We start from the raw sequence: 21,577 nt of genomic DNA, 5'->3' as shown, positions 1-21,577 counted from the left end.
GGTACCTAAGCCGTTATAATGCAGAGCCAATAAAGAAATGGATTCGAATTGGGTGCCCATCATCTGAAATCCCCGAAGCGACATCAATACGAATTGGACCAATTGGCGAGGCCCAACGTACCCCTACGCCCACGCCGTATTCTGTGTCGTTGCTAAAGTCTTTGTCGTAGGCATTACCAAAATCACTAAATACAGCCGCACGCCAACCGTCTTTAAACTGATAATTATATTCGATTGAACCAATCCCCAAGGCCTGACCACCCACCTTATATCCACCCTCTACGGGCGATAAACTCTTATAGTCAAAACCACGAATACTTTGGTCACCACCGGTAAAATAACGCAGGTTATAGGGGATGTCCTTAAATTCATCGACAAAAATATAACCGGCTTGGGCACGCCCAACAAATTGATGGTTGTCGTTATTACCCCATGAATACAAGCCATGCCATGTGGCATTTAAAATGGCAATATCGGTGTCGGTGAGTAAGCTTTCACTGCCCACTTCTGCTTTATAGGTTTGTTTGAAGCCTTTGCTCGGATTGACACGGCGATCAGATATAGTTTTAGACGCTTCATACCCAAACAGCAACGACTCTTGTTCAGGACGTGATAAAAATTGTGCCCATGTATCTTTGCTAGTATCTTCGCCTACAATGCCTTTTTCGGTTAAACGATCTAAACGATAACGTGTCCCAAAGGTATGTTGCCAACTGCCGCGTGGATTTTTAATAATACGATCGGCACCGAGTACCGCCGATTCAATGATTAAACTACCTTGGGTTGCAACATCATTGCGCTCTTCACGCTCATAGCCGCCCACCAAGCTAATATAGTCATTTAATGGATGGTGATACGGAATACTATAACGACCATCAATAGATTGACGGATTTCTGACAATTCTAAGTTGGCATCAAAGGCATGCCCACGTTTATTGACAATGGCACGGCGATATTGACCACGAAAACGCGCCCCGGTATCGGTACCATAACCGACACCAGCTTCAATGGTGTTGAGTTGATCGGCATTTAACGTCACCAATACTGGGATTTTTTGCTCTGCACGTGCTTGTTCACGTAAACGCTCTTTTTCAACTTGTTGAGTTTGTTGCTGGCTGCGTAAGCGAGCTAAATTCGCTTGATCTACACCCGCGCTAGTTCCGGCAAATTGATTTTCATCAACCACACTTTGCGTCACCTCTTCAGTAGAAGCCAGCTGTTTTGGAAGGTCAGGATTGAGCGGCGCTACAGCAAGATTTTCTGCATCAACCAAAGCTTGTAAGTCAGGCGCTAGTTCCAACTGTTGTTCTAGCGGATCAGGAATAATCGCGTCGACTAAGGTGTAGTTAAAATAACGTGAGTTGGTTAAGTTGGTTGCCAAGTTATTGATACGCCAGAAGACATAATCATCGCCATCTTGCCACAGTACCATACTCTCTAATACATCAAGATCTAGAGGAAACTCTTTACTTGGATCACTCATCTGAAATACAGGTTTGGCCAGTTGATAACGCTCACCAGTTTCATAACGTAAGTGAATATCAGCGGTATCTTGTGGCTGTGCGACTTTCACATCATGTAACCGCCAATAGGCATCGAAATAACCATTATTGCTGGCAGCAGTCGTGATGCGTTCTTTGGTATTTTCATATTTGCCATGATGAAAGATGTCACCTTCTTCCAAATCGGGTAATACACCGATTACCCTAAATTGTGATTGCTGCGCACCTGCACCACTAAATTCGATATTTTGACTATTGACTAACACAGGCGCATTGGGCGTAACTTGCACTCTAACCTTACTGTTATCAATACGATCAAAACGAAAATCGGCTTGATAAAAACCCACCGCTTGCGCAGCTTGGTTGGCAAGCGTACGTAACTGCGGCAAAGCTGAGGCAAAATCAGCAAAGGATTCTTGGGTAAAACTCGACAGTTTAGCTTCGATATTGGTTTCTAGGTTTTCTAAAGCTTGGCTATAGGCTTGTGAGGTTAAGCCTTGTGGAGGCTGCTGTGCGATAATCTTTACATCAGCACTAATACGCGGCACTTTTGCTGTGGCAAATTCACGTGGCGGACGTACTTTATACAACAAACGCTTAAAGAAACCGGGTTGCTGCATATCTTCAGGTTCTAAACTCTCTAATGCACTCACGTCGCCAATATGCGCGCCCGTCGCATTGGCTTGCACGACAATATCACGATCAGCTTGAATGCTTTGCATTAAGCGATCTACATTGACTGGTGCTTGATTAATTTCTGCAATTTCTTGTTGGGTTGCCTCTGTGATAATAAATTCTTGGCTTTCTCCAGCGCGATACGCAAGTGCCTCTTGTTTGGCTTGTTCAGCCACTTGGTAAATCTCACCCACTAAATTCGGGTCAATCGGCTCAATCGGCAGCGCCTCTAAATCTTCAAAACTTAATGCATTTGGAAGATGAGTTTGGGTTGGATTGGATGGAATCGCGTGCTCAACATCAGGGACATGAACTTGGGGTAAGGCAATTAGATCTACGTTTTCGGACTTGAGTTGTGACGTAGCATTGCTTAAGGTAGCTACATCAGCGTACGTGCTATAAGGTAGCATCAGCATGCCACAAAAAAGTGAGCGCGATGATAATGCAGACAGACTAAGGCTAAGGACTGACTTCTTAAATTGAATTCTGGCACGCATATACAACTCAAAGTTTAATTATTTATCATGGAAAAATCAGCCTATACGCTGGCACACACAACGCATGTTATGGATTTTTCATTAAATCAAGAAAAAAATATCATACATGATTTTGCTTTTAGATAAACATCACGCTCACATTTCTTCACTGAATACACAGGATTTCACCCTGATCTATGTCAAACCGTCCTTCTTTACTTCGTGATCGGCGTTTCCTGCCGATGTTTCTAACCCAGTTCTTTGGGGCTTTAAATGATAATGTCTATAAACAGGCGTTATTGTTGGTCATTACCTATGGTTTGATTCAACAGCAAAGCGCAGCGATTAGCACCTTAAATAACTTGGCTGCCCTACTATTTATTTTGCCGTATTTTATTTTTTCTGCGACCGCAGGCCAAATGGCCGACAAATACGAACGGGCACAGTTGGTCCGTTATTTAAAGCTGCTTGAAATTGTGATTATGCTACTTGGTAGTGCCGGCTTTTTATTGGGCAATTTATGGCTACTGCTGTTGGCATTATTTTTAATGGGTACCCATTCAAGCTTCTTTGGGCCAATTAAATATGCCATTTTGCCAGAAGTATTAAAGTCAGATGAATTGATGTCAGGCAATGCGCTGTTTCAATCTGGTACCTCGATTGCCATTTTGGTGGGTATGATCTTAGGCGGTGCGGTGATTGCCAGCTCAGCTGGGAACTTAGTTTGGATTAGTATCACCGTCATCATCATTGCCTGCTTAGGCTATTTAAGTAGTCGTTTTATTTTAAAGCAAAAGATCTCTGCGCCTGATTTGCAAGTCAATTGGAACTTTTTTCGAACCAGTGTAGACACCCTACGCTATGCTAAAAGTTTACCGCTTATTTTTACCATTTTATTGGGTAACTCTTGGTATTGGTTTTATGGCGCGACCTATCTCACCCAAATCCCACAATTGACTCAAGAGAATCTACATGGTTCGGAAAATGTCGTCAGCCTACTGCTGACTTTTTTCTCGGTCGGGATTGGACTAGGTTCGTTGTTGTGCCGAAAAATTGGTGGCACTGAAGTGAATATTAAAATGGTGCCTTTGGGTGCGATTGGTTTAACCGTGTTTGCTTTTTATTTAGCCGCCAGCTTGACTGCTGTACCTGAAGTGACAGGCGCACGTTTAGGTGTCATGGATTTATTTACTCATGGCGCCAGCTATTACCATGTCATGCTCAGTGTGACGTTATTGGGGATCAGTGGTGGTTTTTATATTGTACCGCTCTATGCCATGATGCAGGCCTATTCACCGCGCTCACATCGGGCCCGTGTGGTGGCGGCAAATAACATCTTAAATGCCGTATTTATGGTGTCTTCGGCAGTTTTTTCGATTATTATCTTGAGTATCCTTAAAATTGATATGCAAATTTTGTTTTGCATCACCGCAATCTTAAGCGCGATTTTTAGTCTGTGCCTACTTAAACGTTTAAAGCGCTTATTGACCCACACAGCACCCACCTTGGAGGATTAATTTATGCGTCACTATAGCGGCGTTGACAAACTTATTCATTCGTTTGACCAAGCCTTGCGTAGCTTAGTTCCTGGGGCCACCTCTGCACAGCGTCGTAATCCTGCACAAGATACCCAAGCACCCCTAGCCGTCACTGAGGCACGCCATGTTGCAGGTTTAATGCGGGTGAATCATAGTGGTGAAGTCTGTGCCCAAGCCTTGTATCATGGTCAAGCACTCACTGCCAAACTACCAAGTGTACGTTTAGAGATGCAACAGGCCGCAGCAGAAGAACAAGATCATTTGGCATGGTGTGAAGAGCGCTTAAAAGAACTCGATAGTCATACCAGTTTACTCAATCCTGTCTGGTATAGTTTATCTTTTGGTATGGGAGCCTTGGCAGGTTTAGCTGGCGACCGTTATAGCTTAGGTTTTGTGGCAGAAACCGAGCGCCAAGTGAGTTTGCACCTAGAACAGCATATTCGTGAGTTGCCAAGTCAGGATCAACGTTCATTTAAAATTTTACAGCAAATGAATATTGATGAATTACAACATCGTGATACAGCCCTTGAAGCCGGTGGCGTGGCTTTACCTTTGCCGGTGCGCATCAGCATGACTGCGATTTCTAAACTCATGACCAAAACCAGTTATTATATTTAAGCAAAAGCCCGCCTACAGCGGGCTTTTTTAATGCTTAGAGCTGGCTTAAATCAAAAGCCACCTGCGGATAAGGATGCGCTGCATGCCAAAATGCAGGATGTGACCATAGCTGTTGCAGCGGAATTTTTACATCTAAAGCCAGCGGCAATTTTTTAGGATTAAATTGCATCTGCTCTAAATGATTACCCCATGCAATTAAATCAATATCTAAACTAATTTTATGCGAAGGACGTACCCGACCTGAAGCCAGCTCCATGGCTTTGAGTTGTTGGTTCAAATCTGTCACAGCCACAGTACTGGTTAGTAGACAAGCCGCATTCCAATAATCAGTACCAACCCCGTCACGACATGGAATTAGAAAAATACTTGAACAATGAAGTGAACCAAGCTGCTGCAGCTGGTGATACACACGACGAAAATGCTGTTCAGGTTGATGATTACTCGCCAGTGCGAGGGCGAATATCGTGTCGGTGGCGTTCAAGACGAATCCCTACTGAATGGGCTTGCGCGATAATGGCAGGCTTACGAATCGTGATTTTAATCGATTCAATGCTTGGATAGGTAGTAAAAAGCGCATCAATGACCAATTTTGCAGCATGTTCAATGAGTTTTGGTGCAGCATTTACAATCACTTGCGTAGCAATGTCACAGATTTCGGCATAATTTAAGGTATCCACCAAGTCATCTGACTCACCGGCTTGGGCTAAACAGGTGGCAATCTCTAAATCCAGCATTAAAGGTTGCTGAATTTGACGTTCCCAGTTAAAACAGCCCACAACAGTTTCGACTTTTAAGCCTTCAATTACAATTGCATCCATGATGTTGCCTATTTGATGTCAGCTAGTAAAGCACCTAGTTTAGCTTGAAATCCAGTCAGACCCTAATATAAAACTTAGGCTATTGACAGGTGAGCTTAAAAAAAGACCTCATGTGAGGCCTTGTTTTTGCAGCTTATTGTTTGAGTAATACATTGGGATCGAGCGTTTGTACCATTTGCAAACGTTGATCGGCATAAATATCGGTATAAGGTGCCAAGACACGCATAAAACGATCAAAATACAACATTTGCTTGAATAAGAGAGCAAAATCACGCGGGAAACGGATGCCATGACGCTCACCGACTGCCACCATATCCAACATAATATCGTTTAAGTCAGCAGGGTTGCTATTCAGGACTTGCTGTGGGTCCGTCAACATCACCCCACCAAATAAGCGCTCTAAGTCTTGGGCTAAAACTTGGGTATCAATTTGATGTGCAGTCATGCCCATTTTGAGCATATTTTCTGCCATCAGTTGATAGTCGGTGTTTTGTAAAGCATCCATAAAGGCCATTGATGCAGTCCATACTTCAGGATTGAGCTGACCGACAATCCCAAAGTCAATAAAGCCAACGCGACCATCTTCAAGCAGCATTAAATTGCCAGCATGCAGGTCGGCATGGAAACTCTTACACAGCATTAAACTACCAAACCAAGTATTCATGGCAGTAATCAACACTTGCGATGGATCATCACTCACGCTTTTGACCACCTCAAAATCCGTCAGCGGTACACCGTATAGACGCTGCATGGTTAGCACACGGCGGGTAGAATACTGATGATAGACTTTGGGTGCTGTGGCCTTTTGATTTTGGGTAACATTTAAGTAGTTAACAAAGTCATCTAGGTTTTGCGCTTCTTCAATAAAATCAACTTCGCGTACCATACGTACTTTGATTTCTTCGACAATATCGGCCAGTGAAGCGAATTTCACTTTAGGCACCGCTTTTTCCAGCAGTTTAGTCGCCAAATGTAAGACGTTTAAGTCGGTATGTAAAATGGTATCTACACCCGGTTTTTGTACTTTAATCACCACATCTTCGCCGCTGACTAAACGTGCTGCATGCACTTGGGCAATGGACGCTGAAGCCAATGGTATTTCGTCAATTGTGGCAAAAATTTCGTCTAGACGCCGCCCAGCAAACTCCTCTTCAAGCACCCCTAAAATATAATCAAAGGGTAAGGTTGGCGTTTGGTCTAAGCAGCCCTGAAATTCTTCGACATATTCGCGTGGAAATAAGGACGGCGTACTGGCAATAAACTGTCCCAATTTAATATAGGTGGAACCTAAATCTTCAAAGGTTTCCCGCATTAATTTGGCATTACTTGGTCGGTCTTTGGCATATTTAATCCCGGCTTTGGCTGCAATCACAGCCGTTTCGCCCATACGTGCCACAGATCGCAAACCATCTAACACAATCTTTTTTTTCATAATGTCAGCGTCAAAGGTAATAGAGTTGGAGTTTAACAAAATTAAATCAATATACGTATTATTGTGCCTGACAAAGCCAAAAGTCCAAGCTGAAATTTACATTTTAAATACCCGAACTTAAGTTTTGTTCGACTTAAAGCTAAATCAGCTGGCTGTCTAAAAGACAATGAGAGGCATAGGCTCACATTTAACCCAATATAATGAGTAATTTTTTTCTAAAGCTTCACGCCATACAAACTTTTATTTTATAGTGATAAATTCGCTTTGTGCCAAGGACCCTTTATGTTTGCTGCCGATTTTCCAGATACTGTATATGTGATTCAACATCTTGCCTTTGAAGATTTAGGCGCATGGGAAGATGTCCTTTATAGCTTGGGTTTACGGGTACGTTATGTTGAAGCGGGTGTCGAAGATTTAAGCCGTGCGCTACAACATACAGGCTTAACCATCATTTTAGGCGGACCCATTGGGGTTTATGATAGCGATGATTATCCTTTTTTACAGCAAGAAATTGAGCTTTTAGCACAACGTTTGGCTGCAGGTTTACCCACTCTAGGCATTTGTTTAGGCGCACAGCTGATTGCACATGCCTTAGGTGCCAAAGTCTATGCAGGGCCACAAAAAGAAATTGGTTGGTCCAAACTCACTCTTGCAGCCGTTGCCAATAATCCACTTGCTGCACTCAGCAACAGCGAAGTATTACATTGGCATGGTGACACCTTTGATTTACCCGCAGGTGCCACACTCTTAGCCAGTTCTGACGTATATCCACATCAAGCCTTTGCTTATGGTCAAAACATTTTAGCTCTACAATTTCATGCTGAAGTCGCCAGTGATAGTTTAGAAAAATGGTTAATTGGGCACACCTGTGAGTTACGCCAAGCCAAAATCAATATTGGGTCTTTACGGGCTGATAACCACAAATTTTCGCTGCAACTTGAAAACGCATCTCAGCAGGTGCTATTACAGTTTTTACAACAATTAAGCACGGATTAAATCTTACAGCACACCATTGCCTAGCACTAAACCTTCACGGCGTGGATCAACCCCACCGCTATAGCGACCATTGGCCTCACGACGAATGGTCGCAATGCCGCTGGTTTGTGCACCTTGATTGATGCGATGCCCTTTGGCTTGTAGTGCAGCGACCAACGCCGTTAAATCCAATTGCGTATTAGAACCATCAATATTGGTAGTGGCCGAATTGTTGGCACCAAAGTTAACTAAGTTAGCAGCTTGCTGTGGATTGAGCTGCCAATCTAAATCCGCCACCAAGCTTTTGACTACATATTGAATAATTGCGGCACCCCCCGGTGAACCTGTCGCTAAGTAAAACTGATTATCTTTAAACACCAGCATCGGGGTCATGGTACTGCGTGGTCGTTTATTGCCTTCTACCCGATTGGCAATCCATTGGCCAGCATTATCAATTGGATGCGCGGCAAAATCAGTGAGTTGGTTACTGAGTAAAAAGCCATCTACCATATGATAAGAGCCCATACTACCTTCAACCGTAGACGTGACTGAAGCGACGTTCCCGTAAGCATCCACAATGGTAAATTGCGTGGTGCCATGTTCAGCTGTTGCCATCACGCCTTGCTGCAGGCCAAAATCCCCTGCTGGAGCGCTGCCCATTGAATAATCTAAGTCAATATGCAAACTACGGCTGCGTAAATAATTGGTATCTAATAAGCTGGCTAGGCCTTGTGCAGGCAATGGTATAAAGTCAGTGTCTGCCACGTAGCGGTCGCGGTCAGCATATGCCAAACGCTCAGCTTCACTGATAAGGTGTACCGCTTGTGGATGTGGAATTCCCCCATCGCCATTGCTGGCACTAGGTAGATATTGACTTAAATTATAATGACTTAAAATCCCTAAGGTTTGCGCCACCGCAATACCACCTGATGAAGGTGGCGGCATACCACAGACGGTATAACCACGATAATCACTACACACCGCTTCACGCTTCATGGCTTTATAATCGGCTAAATCATTCAGGCTCATTAAACTTGGAGTGATTGGAGTTTGTGCAGCATCATCACCTACGCTTTGCTGGGCTTTAGCCACCAAACGTGCCGCGATGGGTCCTTGATGCAGTGCATTAGCCCCTTGCGCGGCAATAGCTTCAAGAGTCTGAGCATATTCGGGATTGGTCATGCGCTCTCCCACAGCGCGTGGGCTGCCATCTGGATGGAAAAAAGTCCGCATGGCATTGCCATCTAAAGCCAAATTATGGGCATTGCTTTGAATTGCAGCCGCCAAACGTCCCGGAATTTTAAAGCCGTCTTCTGCTAAATCAATGGCCTCAATATATAAGTTTTTCCACGGCAATTTGCCATGTTCTTGATGCGCCAATTCAAACATCCGCATGGTGCCAGGTACACCAATCGAACGACCACTGCGTCTTGCACTCGGTACAGGAGCAGGCGAATTGGCATCGGTTTGATCTTGGCGGCTTAAATAATAAGGTGTGGCTAAGGCTGGTGCTGTTTCACGGCCATCATAAGCACTGACCATTTGAGTGTTGGCATCAAAATACAGCATAAAGGTACTACCTGCGATGGTACTCGATTGCGGCTCAACCAAGCCTAAGACTGCTTGTACCGCAATGGCTGCGTCTACGGCGGAGCCACCAGCACGTAAAATCTCACATCCTGCCTTGGTCGCCAGAGGTGTATTGGCCACCACCATATATGTATCTGCTGTTTTGGCTGTTAAACCCGCCCGATAGCCTGAAGCCGCTTCAGGCGCTGCTGGGTCACCCACCACATCTGAACCCACAATGACATTTTGTCCATCTGCATTTTTACTCTGACAACTTAAGGGGTTGGGATCAACTTTTAAGGTACTGCGCGGCTGATCATCGTCATTACACGCGCTTAACAATAGCACTGCACTACAGCACAGCGCTAAGTGGCTTTTTTTTGGCATAGATGCTCCATTATTCTTATGATCGGTTTGCTTTTATTGGTATTACATTTTGATCATAAAACAAAAGGCATAAAAAAAGCACCCGAAGGTGCTGATTTTTAAACTCTAAACTGTTTATTTCTGAGCGGGAACAGTGGCTTCTGTGGTGATATTTACAGTAATTTTATCGCCGACATTCGGCACATATGCGCCTACACCAAAATCTGAACGCTTAAATGAAGTAGTGGCATTAAAACCAATCGCAGGTACTTTTAACATACCATGTTCACCTTGCTTGTTCAGTACAGCGTCCAATACCACCGGCTTGGTGACATTTTTAATGGTTAAATCACCGGTGATTTTGTACTTATTTTTACTTAGTGCTTGAACTTTTGTACTTTTAAACGTGATGTGTGGATATTTAGCAGCATCAAAAAAATCAGCGCCTTGTAAATGCTCATCCAATGCTTTGACGTTGGTATTGATGCTTGATAACGGAATACGTACATTCACCGAGGAATTGGCTGGCTTATTATTATCCACCACAATCTGACCTTGAATATTACTAAAGTTACCTGATGGTGTTGAAAAACCAAAATGATCCCATTGGAATACAGTTGCAGTATGCGTTGGGTCAATAGTGTAAGTGACTGGTTTAGCAAGCGCCACACTGCCTAAAGATGCAACGACTAAGCCCAATGCCAATGTTTTAAATTGCATAATTTATCCCTCATTTGAATGATTTATAATGTAAAGCAATGCGTAATTTTTACATCACTAAAGATAGAACAGTTTGTTGCACACATAGAACGGTAATTTTGTAATTACTTTATTTTTCATTGTCTTTAGCCGTGTGCAAAACAGCTTCTATGTGCTTTTGAAAACACCAAGCCACGATACACAAACATTAAGCTAAGCTTTGTCTTATATTTGGGATTTTAAAGCCCAAAATCAGCTCTTTTCTTCTTGTGCAAACGCGTTAATCTATTGGTGATTGTTTATCCAACAGGAATCAACATGAGCACACCACAACAAGCCATAGAAAAAGCACTGCAAACCAAAGCAGCTAAAGATGTCGTGCTGGCCTTTTTATACAACACTAGCCCAGATTTAGTCACAAATGCTGCAGCACAGCTGGTGGCCCAAGATGCCATTTACAGCTCATTGAATTTTAATAACCCAGAGTTGAAACAAATCGAACCATGGACTGGCACATCAACAGGCCGTGCAGTATATGTATCGACTTTTTCCAATGTCGGTACCTACTGGCATATTGATGATTTTCAAATTACAGATATTTTATCTGAAGGTGAAACGGTCGCCGTATTTGGTCAATTTACCTATACTTCAGTACACGCCAACATCACCTTTAGCTCGCCTTTTTCAATTAAAGCGACAGTTCAAGATGGCCTCATCACCTATTTCCAGTTTATGGAAGATACTTATGCCTCTGCGGCCTCTTTTCGAGTATCAGGTGAATGGGAGATCCAACAACACGCAGATTCCAGCAAAAATTTTAAAGTGTCTGCCCATACAATTTAATGACCAATAAAAAAAAGCCCTCAATTGAGGGCTTTTTTTATAACTTTTCTACCAAGATTCGGTCGATCTGCTTTAAACCCGTGTGTTTTTCACGGTTTTTACGACGAATTTTAATCACCTGATCACTTTCCAACTCTTGCAACAACAGTTCAACTGCTACCATCGCCTCAAGCGCTAAATCTTGACCAATCCACTTCTGCTCACCGGCATCCATGAGAACAATTTCATCATTAATTTGTTCATACAAGCTCATATTTTCCTCACTTCGGTGTCTATACACCCTGTTCAATGAATACTTCATGAAACTGGCAATACTATAAACGGATCTAGAAAAACTGCCACTGCAATTTTACATCTATATGATTACAGACAAAATAAGGAATTGCTTCGCTCATTTAACTATCAAAAAAATCACTTAAAGCCTGCTAAGGCAAGCATGAAGGCTTCTTTTTTAGAGCAAAATCGTGCTTACGCGATCAATTTTATACCCTTTATTTCAGCATAAAAAGCGCTCAGCTTTAGTTTTCAGCTGACATAAAAAAACGCCTCATCTGAGGCGTTTTTTAACACTGAGCTGATTAAGCCGTGATTTCTTTGACCGCTGCAACAACCGCTTCAGTAGTAATACCAAAGTGTTGGAACAAATCTTTAGCTGGTGCAGATTCGCCGTAAGTCGTCATACCAATCACACGACCATCTAGACCGACAAATTTCCACCAGTAATCTACGTGAGCCGCTTCTACAGCAACACGCGCACGAATATGAGATGGAAGCACCGCTTCACGGTAAGCCGCATCTTGCTTCACGAATTCTTCAGCACATGGCATAGACACCACACGTACACCTTCAAGCTGTGCATATGCTTCCATTGCCAATGCCACTTCTGAACCTGTTGCAATAATGATGGCTTTGAGTTCACCTTTTTCTTCAGCCAATACATAACCACCTTTCGCCACATCTGCAATTTGTGCTTCTGTACGGGTTTGGAAGGCTAAGTTTTGACGAGAGAAGATCAACGCTGTTGGGCCCTCAGCACGCGTTAAAGCAGATTTCCAAGAAATCGCTGCTTCAACCGTGTCACATGGACGCCAAGTGTTGAGGTTTGGTGTACCACGTAAAGATGCGATTTGTTCGATTGGTTGATGTGTCGGACCATCTTCACCAAGACCGATTGAGTCATGCGTGTAAACATGGATTACACGTTGTTTCATCAATGCAGACATACGTACTGCATTACGTGCATATTCCATGAACATAAGGAACGTTGCAACGTAAGGAATAAAACCACCATGAAGTGCTACACCGTTGGCAATTGCAGTCATACCAAATTCACGTACGCCATAATGTACGTAGTTACCTGCAGCATTGTCTTGAACGCCTTGCGCACCTTTCCAAAGTGTAAGGTTAGAACCTGCTAAGTCAGCAGAACCACCTAAGATTTCAGACAGCATTGGTGCAAATGCTTGAATCGCATTTTGGCTTGCTTTACGTGTAGCAATGGTTTCCGCTTTTGCATTCACTTCAGCGATATATGCATCTGCTTTTGCCACGAAATCGCTTGGTAATTCGCCAGACAAACGACGTTTAAGATCAGCTGCTTCAGTTGGGTATTTCGCTTCGTATTGCGCAAATACGTCATTCCAAGCTGCTTCAGCAGACGCGCCTTTTTCTTTAGCATCCCATGCTGCATACACATCAGCAGGAATTTCGAATGGACCTTCAGTCCAACCTAACGCTTCACGTGTTAACACGATTTCGTCATTACCAAGCGGTGCACCGTGGCAATCTTCTTTACCTTGTTTGTTTGGTGAACCTAGACCAATAATCGTTTTACAGATAATGATGGTTGGTTTTTTAGTTTCAGCTTTAGCTTCTAAAGTTGCCGCACGTAAAGCGTCGCTATCATGACCGTCAACTTTAAGCACTTGCCAACCGTAAGCTTGGAAGCGTTGCTCTGTATCGTCAGAGAACCAGCCTTCCACTTCACCATCAATTGAAATGCCGTTGTCATCGTAGTAAGCAATTAATTTACCCAGACCTAAAGTACCTGCCAATGAACATGCTTCATGCGAAACACCTTCCATTAAGCAACCATCGCCTAGGAAGCAGTAAGTAAAGTGATCAACAACGCTAATATCTTCTTTGTTGAACTGCGCTGCTAAGGTTTTTTCAGCTAAAGCAAAACCAACAGCGTTGGCAATACCTTGACCAAGTGGACCTGTGGTTGTTTCAATCCCCGGTGCATAGCCCAATTCTGGGTGACCTGGGGTCTTAGAATGCAATTGACGGAATGCTTTTAAATCTTCAATAGAAAGATCGTAGCCCGTTAAATGAAGTAATGCGTATTGCAGCATAGAACCATGACCATTTGACAATACAAAACGGTCGCGGTTCGCCCAATTTGGGTTGCTTGGGTTGTGGCTTAAAAATTCACGCCAAACCACGTCAGCGATATCTGCCATCCCCATTGGCGCACCTGGATGGCCTGAGTTTGCTTTTTGCACAGCATCCATTGCTAATACACGAATTGCGTTGGCAATACGACGTTCATTCAGTGGGGTCGTCATAGGTCAGAGTCCAAATTATCTGTTAAAAAGAACATGAATCAAAATTCAAAACTGCGGTATATTGTCTTAAAAAAATGCCAAGGGGTAAAGCCTTAGCCTCGAGTTTTCAAGATTTATTACACTGATTAAAAGTCATTATGGTTGCAAATTGCCGTTTTCCAAGGCGTAACTGACAATTTTTAACCTAAAGCTTAAACCTCAACTGAACAAAGCCGACTTTTATTGATTATTTTTCACTCCAAAAACCCCACTATGCTGAATTTTATTCATGTTGAATACCAGAAGGTGAAATACAAAGCATCTGCTGCTACCCCTCATCACTAAAATGAAAAAAATGCTAAGCCTAAAAATCAAAACATAGGATTTGACATTCAAATCATCTGTTTAATTTTGCTAAACTTTTCTTCCAAACATCGCAACAAATTACATCTTATGATTATTTTTTGAGTAAAATGCTATAGTTGAGCCAAATTCTTGGTTCGGGGCAATTTAGCGAAAAACTTTAACTTTTAGTCCCACTTATCAGTTTTTTAAATGAAGATATCAGATAAAAGCGGGTGAAATTGAAATAAATTCAGGCATTTTCACATTCTAGAACTAGTCCAAAAGTCTAAGTCGATGTAACATATCGCGTCTTTTAATTTAACTGTGATAGGACTATGCGCGAGTACGCTGTATTTACCTCGGAATCTGTAAGCGAAGGCCATCCAGATAAAATGGCTGACCAAATCAGTGATGCCATTTTGGATGCCATCTTAAAAGAAGATCCATACGCACGTGTTGCTTGTGAAACACTGGTAAAAACGGGTGCCGTTGTACTTGCCGGTGAAATCACAACCACTGCCAACGTCGACTTTGAAGCCATCGTACGTAACACGGTAAACGGTATTGGTTACCATCATTCTGATCTTGGTTTTGATGGTTCAACTTGTGCTGTGATTAACATGATTGGTAAACAATCACCAGAAATCGCACAAGGTGTAGATCGTCAAAAACCTGAAGATCAAGGTGCCGGTGACCAAGGCTTAATGTTTGGTTATGCCAGCCGTGAAACAGATGTGTTAATGCCTGCGCCTATTTCTTATGCGCATCGCTTAATGGAAAAACAAGCTGAATTACGCAAACAAGGTAAATTATCTTGGTTACGTCCAGATGCGAAAAGTCAGGTCACTTTTGCTTACGAAAATGGCAAGCCTGTACGTTTAGATGCAGTGGTATTATCAACTCAACATGATCCTTCTATTAGCCAAGCGCAACTTAAAGAAGCGGTCATTGAAGAAATCGTGAAGAAAGTGATTCCTGCAGAGATGTTCCATGCGGGTACTAAATTCCATATTAACCCAACAGGTATGTTCGTGATTGGCGGCCCTGTCGGTGACTGTGGTTTAACTGGTCGTAAAATCATTGTAGATACTTACGGTGGCATGGCACGTCACGGTGGTGGTGCATTCTCTGGTAAAGATCCATCAAAAGTTGACCGTTCTGCGGCATATGCGGGTCGTTATGTGGCAAAAAATATTGTTGCTGCAGGCTTAGCTGACAAATGCGAAATTCAAGTGTCTTATGCCATTGGTGTGGCTGAACCAACTTCAATTTCAATCAATACCTTCAATACCGCTAAAGTATCTGAAGATTTGATTATTGCTTTGGTACGTGAACACTTTGACTTACGTCCATACGGTATCACCCGTATGCTAGATTTAATTCAACCGATGTATCAACAAACAGCATCTTATGGTCACTTTGGCCGCGAAGGTTCTGATAGTGCATTCACATGGGAAAAAACTGACAAAGCTGAAGCGTTACGCGCTGCTGCGGGTCTGTAATTTCTCCATTAAAAAGCCCGCAATTGCGGGCTTTTTTTATGAATGTGGAGTTTTATTATGCTCAAAGGTCAAAACTTCAAACAAACTTTTCTGTTCTGGCAGCACAGGCTGGTCATGCTGTAAATAAACATGTACCAACTTCAGTGCAATCGCAAGCGCTAAACAGGTTAAAATACAAAACATCCAAAATCCAAATGGGCTTTTGATTTGATGTGAGCCACAGTTTGGACAAGTATGTGCCTCGGCTGTCACCGCCTGATCGCAACATGCACAATGATATTGATAACGCAGCATAGGTATCCTCCTATTTAACTGACCTTTCCTCGCATTGTGCCATGCTTAATAGACGATTTTTGTGACACTTTGTAGCATTTTTTGCTTTTATTTTTGTAAGGAGCTTTTATGGTTCAACTGATTAAAAAAGGCGGTTTACGCGAACGTGCCAATCGCAGTCAGCGTTATCAAGGTTCTGAAAACACCGTCACAACCTTAAATCCTAATCGTTACAACGAACAACGTAGCCAAACAGCAGCAGAACCTACGCCAGTTGCTGTAAAATCAAGCCATCAAGACGCACTAAAATAGTTGTAGTGCGTCCCACCATAACCATAGCGCAAACACCAAAAACAATGCCCCAGAAATCATGTCAATATAACTGCCCGAACGCTGATACAAAGCCTTAATTTTGGGCAGTGATAGAATCAGCATAAATAAGACAAAGGTTAAAAAGGTTTGCAGCGGAATTAAAATGGCCAATTGGGTTTTAATACTGTGATTGGCTGATGATGAGAGCGCCAAAGAAAATACGCTACTAAAATAAATTAAAGTTTTAGGATTGGATAAATTGGTCAGTAAACCAAGTAAGAAATAGTTTTTGGGCTGTGGCTCAGCTCTACCCTCTTCTAAACTGGCGTGTTGATTAAGACTTTTTAAGCCCCCTTTTAACATGGCATAGCCCATTTTCGCTAAGAAAAAGCCTCCCAATAACATTAAAGCTTGCTGAATCCATGGCCATTGCTGCATAAGCACCGTAAAGCCAGCCAAAGTCAGTACCACCCATACGACAATACCCAGTGAAATACCCGCAATAATTTTTAAGGTATTACCACGTGTCGTTGAGGCTGAGCTTTTTGCAATGAGTAACACATCAGGACCAGGACTCAGCTGAGCAACAAAGTGCAACATACTAATCGTAAGTAATAAGGACATAGCAGATCTATACAAAGAATCAATGCCAAAATTATACGCATATAGACCTAAAAAAACCGAGCCTCTAGGCTCGGTTTTGGTCTTTTAAAGCTTAAGCTTATTTTTTATTGACATCTTTTAGGTCAAGACGTTTCGCTTCAGGGGTCACTTCTCGTGCTTCACCATCAATAATGGTTGAATCACGTGAACCTGCCTGACCTTGCATGTCTTGCATTTGACGCATTAAATCCGCAAATGGATTTTGACCCGCCGCACCGCCCAGATCTGCGCCCATACCACCCATCATTTTTTCCATCATTGTTTGCTGACGCTTCATCACAGCTTTCATGGCTGCTGCTTTAAAAGCGTTTTGTACCGCAGGAATTAAAATTAATACCGCCAATACATCGGTAATTAAACCCGGAATAAGTAAAAAAAAGCCTGCAGCAATTTTAGGTAAGTTTGCGCCTAAAGCTGGATCCGCCATGCCCATGGCCATACCCATTTGCATTTGTTGCATTTGTGGCATCACACCTGCTGCGTATTTACGCACCATGTTAATCCCAATAAAGAATGCGGCAACAAACCAGAAGAAAACGTACCACATACTACCGACGAGGTCACCCACGCCAATCCATACGAAGACTTCGAGAATAAGGCCAGCTAAAACAATAAGCGCTAATTTCATGAAAATTAATCTAATCTCAATACAATATGTTGGTTGCAAGACACATAAATTGCCCTGCTTTTAATCTCTATGGGGGAGATTTTAGCGTTTACAAGCACAATTGACGATTTATTTTTTGCAAACTCAGTTGAACGTTTTTTGGCTAGTTAAGCATAGACGTGTATTTTAAAAGTAAATTTTGCCTATAATGCCCCCAAAGCACTAACAGATTAAAGGCAATGAGCTTAATTATTGGGATTGACCCGGGTTCACGTTTAACCGGCTATGGCATTATTAAAAAAGAAGGACAACAATTAAGCTTTGTGGATGCAGGCACGATTCGTACTGAAACGGCAGAAATGCCAGAGCGTTTAAAACGCATTTTTGCAGGCGTCGATCGTATTGTTCGCTTTCATGGCCCTACAGAAGCGGCTGTCGAACAAGTGTTTATGGCACAAAACCCTGATTCTGCTTTAAAGCTCGGTCAAGCACGTGGTGCTGCCATTGCTGCGCTGACCAACTTAGATTTATCTGTAGCCGAATATACTGCACGCCAAATCAAACAATCGGTGGTGGGTTATGGTGCCGCCGATAAAGAACAAGTGCAAATGATGGTGATGCGAATTTTAAAACTTGAGATTAAACCACAACAAGATGCTGCCGATGCACTCGCTGCGGCAATTTGTCACGCACATGCCTCAGGCAGTATGAGCAAAATGGCCGTGCTCAATGCCTTAGGTGGAATGGCGCGTGGACGTAGTCGTTCGAGTAGCCGGCGTCGTTAACGCAAAATATTAAAACCGTGATAGTCTGTTTGATCATGGCTTTGATAATGTAAATAAGTGACTTGAGCGCGAGTCGGTCCCACTAAACTCTGATCTAACATCTCTTGTACAGCCGCCTGTTCACCAATAATCACCGCCTCAACTTCACCTGTTGCTAAGTTTTTGACATAGCCCTGTAAACCTTTGGCTTGGGCCTGCGCGGCAAACCAGCGTCGATACCCCACGCCCTGCACTTGACCACTTACAGTTAAATAAAATCCTTGTTGCATTGCTTATTCTCCATTAATTATACGATAAATGGCCTGACTCATCTGTTGGGCTTGTAGACCACGCTCACCTTTTACTGCCAAGAGATCACCCGCTTTGGCATGTAAAGTGACAATTTGATGCAATTCAATTTGTAGCCCAAACTGCGCCTTTAAACTGGCAATCATCCCCGCCAACACATCACCCATACCACCTGTGCCCATACCTGGATTGCCTGCACTACAGATCCATAATTGTTGTTCTAAAATTAAGCTACCAGCACCTTTAAGCACCCACTCACCGCCATATTTTTGTTGTAAGGCATAAATTGCCGCAATGCGGTCTGCTTCTACATCGACAACACGACAGTTTAATAATTTGGCTGCTTCCCCTGGATGCGGGGTTAAATAAGTATTATGGCTGACTGTTTGGCCGTGTTGTGCTAAAAACCATAACCCATCAGCATCTAAAATTAAAGTTAAATCATCTTGATTGATGAGGTCAAACCAGTGCTGAAATTTTTCTGTTGCCCATGCATCACGCCCAAGCCCCATGCCAAAACAAACCGCATCGATTTGGCCAACAAGATTTTGAATATCGGCTGTGTTCAGCGTATTGATATCACGTAGCATGATATTGGGGCTACGCGCTAAAATTGCCGTGTGGTGTTTAGCATCACAAACAACAGTCACTTTACCCGCGCCTGCACTAAAGGCTGCTTCCGCTGCCAGCATGACCGCACCGCCCATATCCGCATGCCCACCCACCACCAACACATGCCCATAACAGCCTTTATGCCCAAAGGCTTGCCTTTGAGGCAAAGTAATCTGTAATGGCGACAACTGTGCTAAAGCCTTTAATTTCGAGTCAGGTGGCAACAAGGCGACCGTATGCACGACACCTGCAAACGCTTTACCTTGACCAGTAAACACACCTGCCTTTAAACCCAATATGCTAAAGGTATAATCGGCCACAATCGCACACGGTAAAGGTTGCCCTGTATTGGCGTTTAAACCACTTGGAAGATCAATGGCAACTTTTAAGCCATCTTGGGTATTGATATGTTGGACAATCCTTTGCCACTCTAAATTTAAGTCACGATTGAGCCCAATCCCAAATAAAGCATCAACATAAACATCATAAGATTTTATAAAATCAAAACCTTGCAGGATTTTAATATTGGCTTGTTTTGCTTCTGTATAAGCACGCTGCAAATCAGTTGCATCACCTAAAGGACTCGCATAAATTTGCACCTGAAAACCTAAATTTTGCAGATACTTTGCAATTAAATAACCATCACCCGCATTATTGCCTTGACCACAACACACGGCGACATTCTGTAAGCTTTTATCAATGAATAAAGTTTGTAATTGTTGGGCAATTGACCATGCCACTTGTTGCATTAAGCCATAAGATGAATTTCCTTGCGCAAACCAACGTTGCTCCCATGCTTGAAGATCGTGGCTATGATAAACTTGCTGCATTGTTTTTCCTTATTTTATCCTTATGGCTGTTGCATCTTCTCCTGTTATTCCCACTCAAAACGACGATCCTGTGGCGCTTAAAGCATGGATTAAAGCAGAAGCACTGGCGCTTGGTTTTGCTGATTGTGTCATTGCCAAGCCCGATGCTCAAGCCGAATTACCACGCTTAGAAGAATATTTAAAACGCGGTTATCACGCCGATATGCATTTTTTAGGCGAAAATTTACAAAAACGTGCCAACCCTGCCTTACTGGTACCTGGTACTAAAAGTATTATTTGCGTACGTATGGACTATTTGGTCGAAACACCCAAGCCACGCCATGTACCTGATGCGCCCAATCAAGGTATTATTGCCCGTTATGCCCGTGGCCGCGACTATCATAAAATTATGCGCGGTCGTTTAAAAACTCTGTCGCAACGCATTAAAGCGCGTGTCGGAGAATTTGAGTCACGCCCTTTTGCCGATTCTGCACCGATTTTTGAAAAATCTTTGGCTGAAAATGCAGGTATGGGCTGGACAGGCAAACACACTCTACTGATTCATAAAAAATCCGGCTCTTTTTTTGTCTTAGGTGAGCTTTTTACCTCTCTAGATTTACCGTTTGACCAGCCAACCAGCAAACATTGCGGTTCTTGCAGCGCCTGTATTGATATCTGTCCCACTCAAGCGATTGTTGAACCTTATATGTTGGATGCCGGCAAATGTATCGCTTATCTCACCATCGAATATCAAGGCATTATTCCGGAAAATCTACGCCGCCCGATTGGCAATCGAATTTTTGGCTGCGATGACTGTCAACTCATTTGCCCTTGGAATAGCTTTGCTAAAATCACGCCTATTGAGGACTTTCATCCTCGTCACGGCTTCGATCAGTTAACTTTATTAGACTTTTGGCAATGGGATGAAGCAACCTTTTTAAACCATACCGAAGGCAGCCCCTTACGTCGTACTGGTTATCAAAGCTTTATGCGTAATGTAGCGATTGGCTTAGGCAATGCCCCTTTTAGCTCAGAGATCATGGCTCAATTAAGCAGCAAACGTGAACAGCATGATGAGATTGTGCAAGTACATATTGATTGGGCCTTAGCGCAGCAACAGCTTAAACAAGTTTAAATTTAGTAGCGAACGTGCTCTATACTGATGCATTTTGCCAAGCAGCAACATCAACCCACGTTCGCGACAAAATTTTTAATATAGTAACTTTTTAAAGTTTTTTAATGTTTCTCAAAAATCAACTTTGTAATGAAAACTTCGTAAAACATGTTAACTTTGCAAGTAAATTACACATATTTATCATTAAAA

21 protein-coding genes are annotated in these 21,577 nt (G+C 42.8%); 8 read left to right on the top strand and 13 right to left on the bottom strand.

Translation table 11 applies throughout. The features are described from left to right. Positions 1-13 precede the first annotated feature (13 nt). A complete protein-coding gene (locus AC5YCI_RS02650) occupies positions 14-2,674 on the bottom strand; it encodes an autotransporter assembly complex protein TamA (RefSeq protein ID WP_496175159.1) in 2,661 nt (886 codons plus the stop codon). Positions 2,675-2,850: 176 nt separating this feature from the next. On the opposite strand from AC5YCI_RS02650, the gene AC5YCI_RS02645 reads away from it, so the two are divergent. Beyond that, positions 2,851-4,170 carry an MFS transporter gene (locus AC5YCI_RS02645; RefSeq protein WP_496128515.1) on the top strand — a complete coding sequence of 440 codons (1,320 nt, stop codon included), beginning with the start codon at positions 2,851-2,853 and terminating at the stop codon, positions 4,168-4,170. 3 nt (positions 4,171-4,173) lie between these two features. Next, complete coding sequence (gene coq7, locus AC5YCI_RS02640) at positions 4,174-4,809, top strand: 2-polyprenyl-3-methyl-6-methoxy-1,4-benzoquinone monooxygenase (RefSeq protein ID WP_496128514.1); 636 nt, start codon at positions 4,174-4,176, stop codon at positions 4,807-4,809. Positions 4,810-4,843: 34 nt separating this feature from the next. Here coq7 and AC5YCI_RS02635 read toward each other — a convergent pair whose 3' ends face one another. The 3 genes from AC5YCI_RS02635 to AC5YCI_RS02625 all read right to left on the bottom strand — a co-directional run bounded on the left by AC5YCI_RS02635 (position 4,844) and on the right by AC5YCI_RS02625 (position 7,059). Next, complete coding sequence (locus tag AC5YCI_RS02635) at positions 4,844-5,290, bottom strand: 2-amino-4-hydroxy-6-hydroxymethyldihydropteridine diphosphokinase (protein ID WP_496128513.1); 447 nt, start codon at positions 5,288-5,290, stop codon at positions 4,844-4,846. Further along, entirely contained in the window at positions 5,247-5,627 is a 381-nt protein-coding gene (gene folB / locus AC5YCI_RS02630) for a dihydroneopterin aldolase (RefSeq protein ID WP_496128512.1), read from the bottom strand. Before folB ends, AC5YCI_RS02635 begins: the two co-directional genes overlap by 44 nt. A gap of 133 nt (positions 5,628-5,760) precedes the next feature. Then, a complete protein-coding gene (locus AC5YCI_RS02625) occupies positions 5,761-7,059 on the bottom strand; it encodes an ABC1 kinase family protein (protein ID WP_496128511.1) in 1,299 nt (432 codons plus the stop codon). Positions 7,060-7,341: 282 nt separating this feature from the next. Here AC5YCI_RS02625 and AC5YCI_RS02620 point away from each other — a divergent pair, with 282 nt between their 5' ends. Next, positions 7,342-8,055: a glutamine amidotransferase gene (locus AC5YCI_RS02620; protein WP_496128510.1), complete on the top strand. Its 714-nt coding sequence runs from the start codon at positions 7,342-7,344 to the stop codon at positions 8,053-8,055. Positions 8,056-8,058: 3 nt separating this feature from the next. Here the strand turns inward: AC5YCI_RS02620 and AC5YCI_RS02615 are convergent, their stop codons facing one another. Both AC5YCI_RS02615 and AC5YCI_RS02610 read right to left on the bottom strand, forming a co-directional pair. Beyond that, the gene (locus AC5YCI_RS02615; RefSeq protein WP_496128509.1) at positions 8,059-9,990 is read right to left on the bottom strand and encodes a gamma-glutamyltransferase family protein; all 1,932 of its coding nucleotides are present in this window, start codon (positions 9,988-9,990) and stop codon (positions 8,059-8,061) included. A 114-nt stretch (positions 9,991-10,104) separates the two neighbouring features. After that, entirely contained in the window at positions 10,105-10,689 is a 585-nt protein-coding gene (locus AC5YCI_RS02610; protein ID WP_496128508.1) for a YceI family protein, read from the bottom strand. Between the two features lie 297 nt (positions 10,690-10,986). Between AC5YCI_RS02610 and AC5YCI_RS02605 the strand changes: the two genes are divergently transcribed. Next, positions 10,987-11,511, top strand: coding sequence for a nuclear transport factor 2 family protein (locus AC5YCI_RS02605; RefSeq protein WP_496128507.1), 525 nt, complete (start codon positions 10,987-10,989; stop codon positions 11,509-11,511). Between the two features lie 37 nt (positions 11,512-11,548). Here the strand turns inward: AC5YCI_RS02605 and AC5YCI_RS02600 are convergent, their stop codons facing one another. Further along, positions 11,549-11,764 (bottom strand): hypothetical protein, encoded by a 216-nt coding sequence (locus tag AC5YCI_RS02600; RefSeq protein ID WP_496128506.1) that lies wholly within the window; start codon positions 11,762-11,764, stop codon positions 11,549-11,551. A gap of 325 nt (positions 11,765-12,089) precedes the next feature. Further along, entirely contained in the window at positions 12,090-14,078 is a 1,989-nt protein-coding gene (gene tkt, locus AC5YCI_RS02595; RefSeq protein ID WP_496128505.1) for a transketolase, read from the bottom strand. Between the two features lie 659 nt (positions 14,079-14,737). On the opposite strand from tkt, the gene metK reads away from it, so the two are divergent. Further along, the gene (metK, locus tag AC5YCI_RS02590) at positions 14,738-15,904 is read left to right on the top strand and encodes a methionine adenosyltransferase (protein WP_496128504.1); all 1,167 of its coding nucleotides are present in this window, start codon (positions 14,738-14,740) and stop codon (positions 15,902-15,904) included. Positions 15,905-15,940: 36 nt separating this feature from the next. Here metK and AC5YCI_RS02585 read toward each other — a convergent pair whose 3' ends face one another. Then, positions 15,941-16,198, bottom strand: a complete 258-nt coding sequence (locus tag AC5YCI_RS02585) for a hypothetical protein (RefSeq protein WP_496128503.1) — start codon at positions 16,196-16,198, stop codon at positions 15,941-15,943. 108 nt (positions 16,199-16,306) lie between these two features. Here AC5YCI_RS02585 and AC5YCI_RS02580 point away from each other — a divergent pair, with 108 nt between their 5' ends. Then, a complete protein-coding gene (locus AC5YCI_RS02580) occupies positions 16,307-16,489 on the top strand; it encodes a hypothetical protein (RefSeq protein WP_496128502.1) in 183 nt (60 codons plus the stop codon). On the opposite strand, the gene AC5YCI_RS02575 is transcribed toward AC5YCI_RS02580, so the two are convergent. Next, positions 16,481-17,113: a LysE family transporter gene (locus AC5YCI_RS02575; RefSeq protein ID WP_496128501.1), complete on the bottom strand. Its 633-nt coding sequence runs from the start codon at positions 17,111-17,113 to the stop codon at positions 16,481-16,483. The two genes, AC5YCI_RS02580 and AC5YCI_RS02575, sit on opposite strands and share 9 nt — an antisense overlap. A gap of 97 nt (positions 17,114-17,210) precedes the next feature. Further along, on the bottom strand, positions 17,211-17,780 hold the full coding sequence (locus AC5YCI_RS02570) for an FxsA family protein (protein WP_496128500.1): 570 nt from the start codon (positions 17,778-17,780) through the stop codon (positions 17,211-17,213). A 218-nt stretch (positions 17,781-17,998) separates the two neighbouring features. Between AC5YCI_RS02570 and ruvC the strand changes: the two genes are divergently transcribed. Further along, entirely contained in the window at positions 17,999-18,544 is a 546-nt protein-coding gene (ruvC, locus tag AC5YCI_RS02565; protein ID WP_122898603.1) for a crossover junction endodeoxyribonuclease RuvC, read from the top strand. Here the strand turns inward: ruvC and AC5YCI_RS02560 are convergent. Next, positions 18,541-18,813 (bottom strand): acylphosphatase, encoded by a 273-nt coding sequence (locus tag AC5YCI_RS02560; protein WP_496128499.1) that lies wholly within the window; start codon positions 18,811-18,813, stop codon positions 18,541-18,543. The two genes, ruvC and AC5YCI_RS02560, sit on opposite strands and share 4 nt — an antisense overlap. Before the next feature lie 3 nt (positions 18,814-18,816). Further along, positions 18,817-20,274 carry an NAD(P)H-hydrate dehydratase gene (locus AC5YCI_RS02555; protein WP_496128498.1) on the bottom strand — a complete coding sequence of 486 codons (1,458 nt, stop codon included), beginning with the start codon at positions 20,272-20,274 and terminating at the stop codon, positions 18,817-18,819. Positions 20,275-20,296: 22 nt separating this feature from the next. On the opposite strand from AC5YCI_RS02555, the gene queG reads away from it, so the two are divergent. Further along, positions 20,297-21,388 carry a tRNA epoxyqueuosine(34) reductase QueG gene (gene queG / locus AC5YCI_RS02550; RefSeq protein WP_496128497.1) on the top strand — a complete coding sequence of 364 codons (1,092 nt, stop codon included), beginning with the start codon at positions 20,297-20,299 and terminating at the stop codon, positions 21,386-21,388. Positions 21,389-21,577 lie beyond the last annotated feature (189 nt).

Source organism: Acinetobacter sp. CY17, from assembly GCF_059515825.1.
Note: the sequence above shows the minus strand (reverse complement) of the source record. Positions and strands in the feature narration are given on the sequence as shown.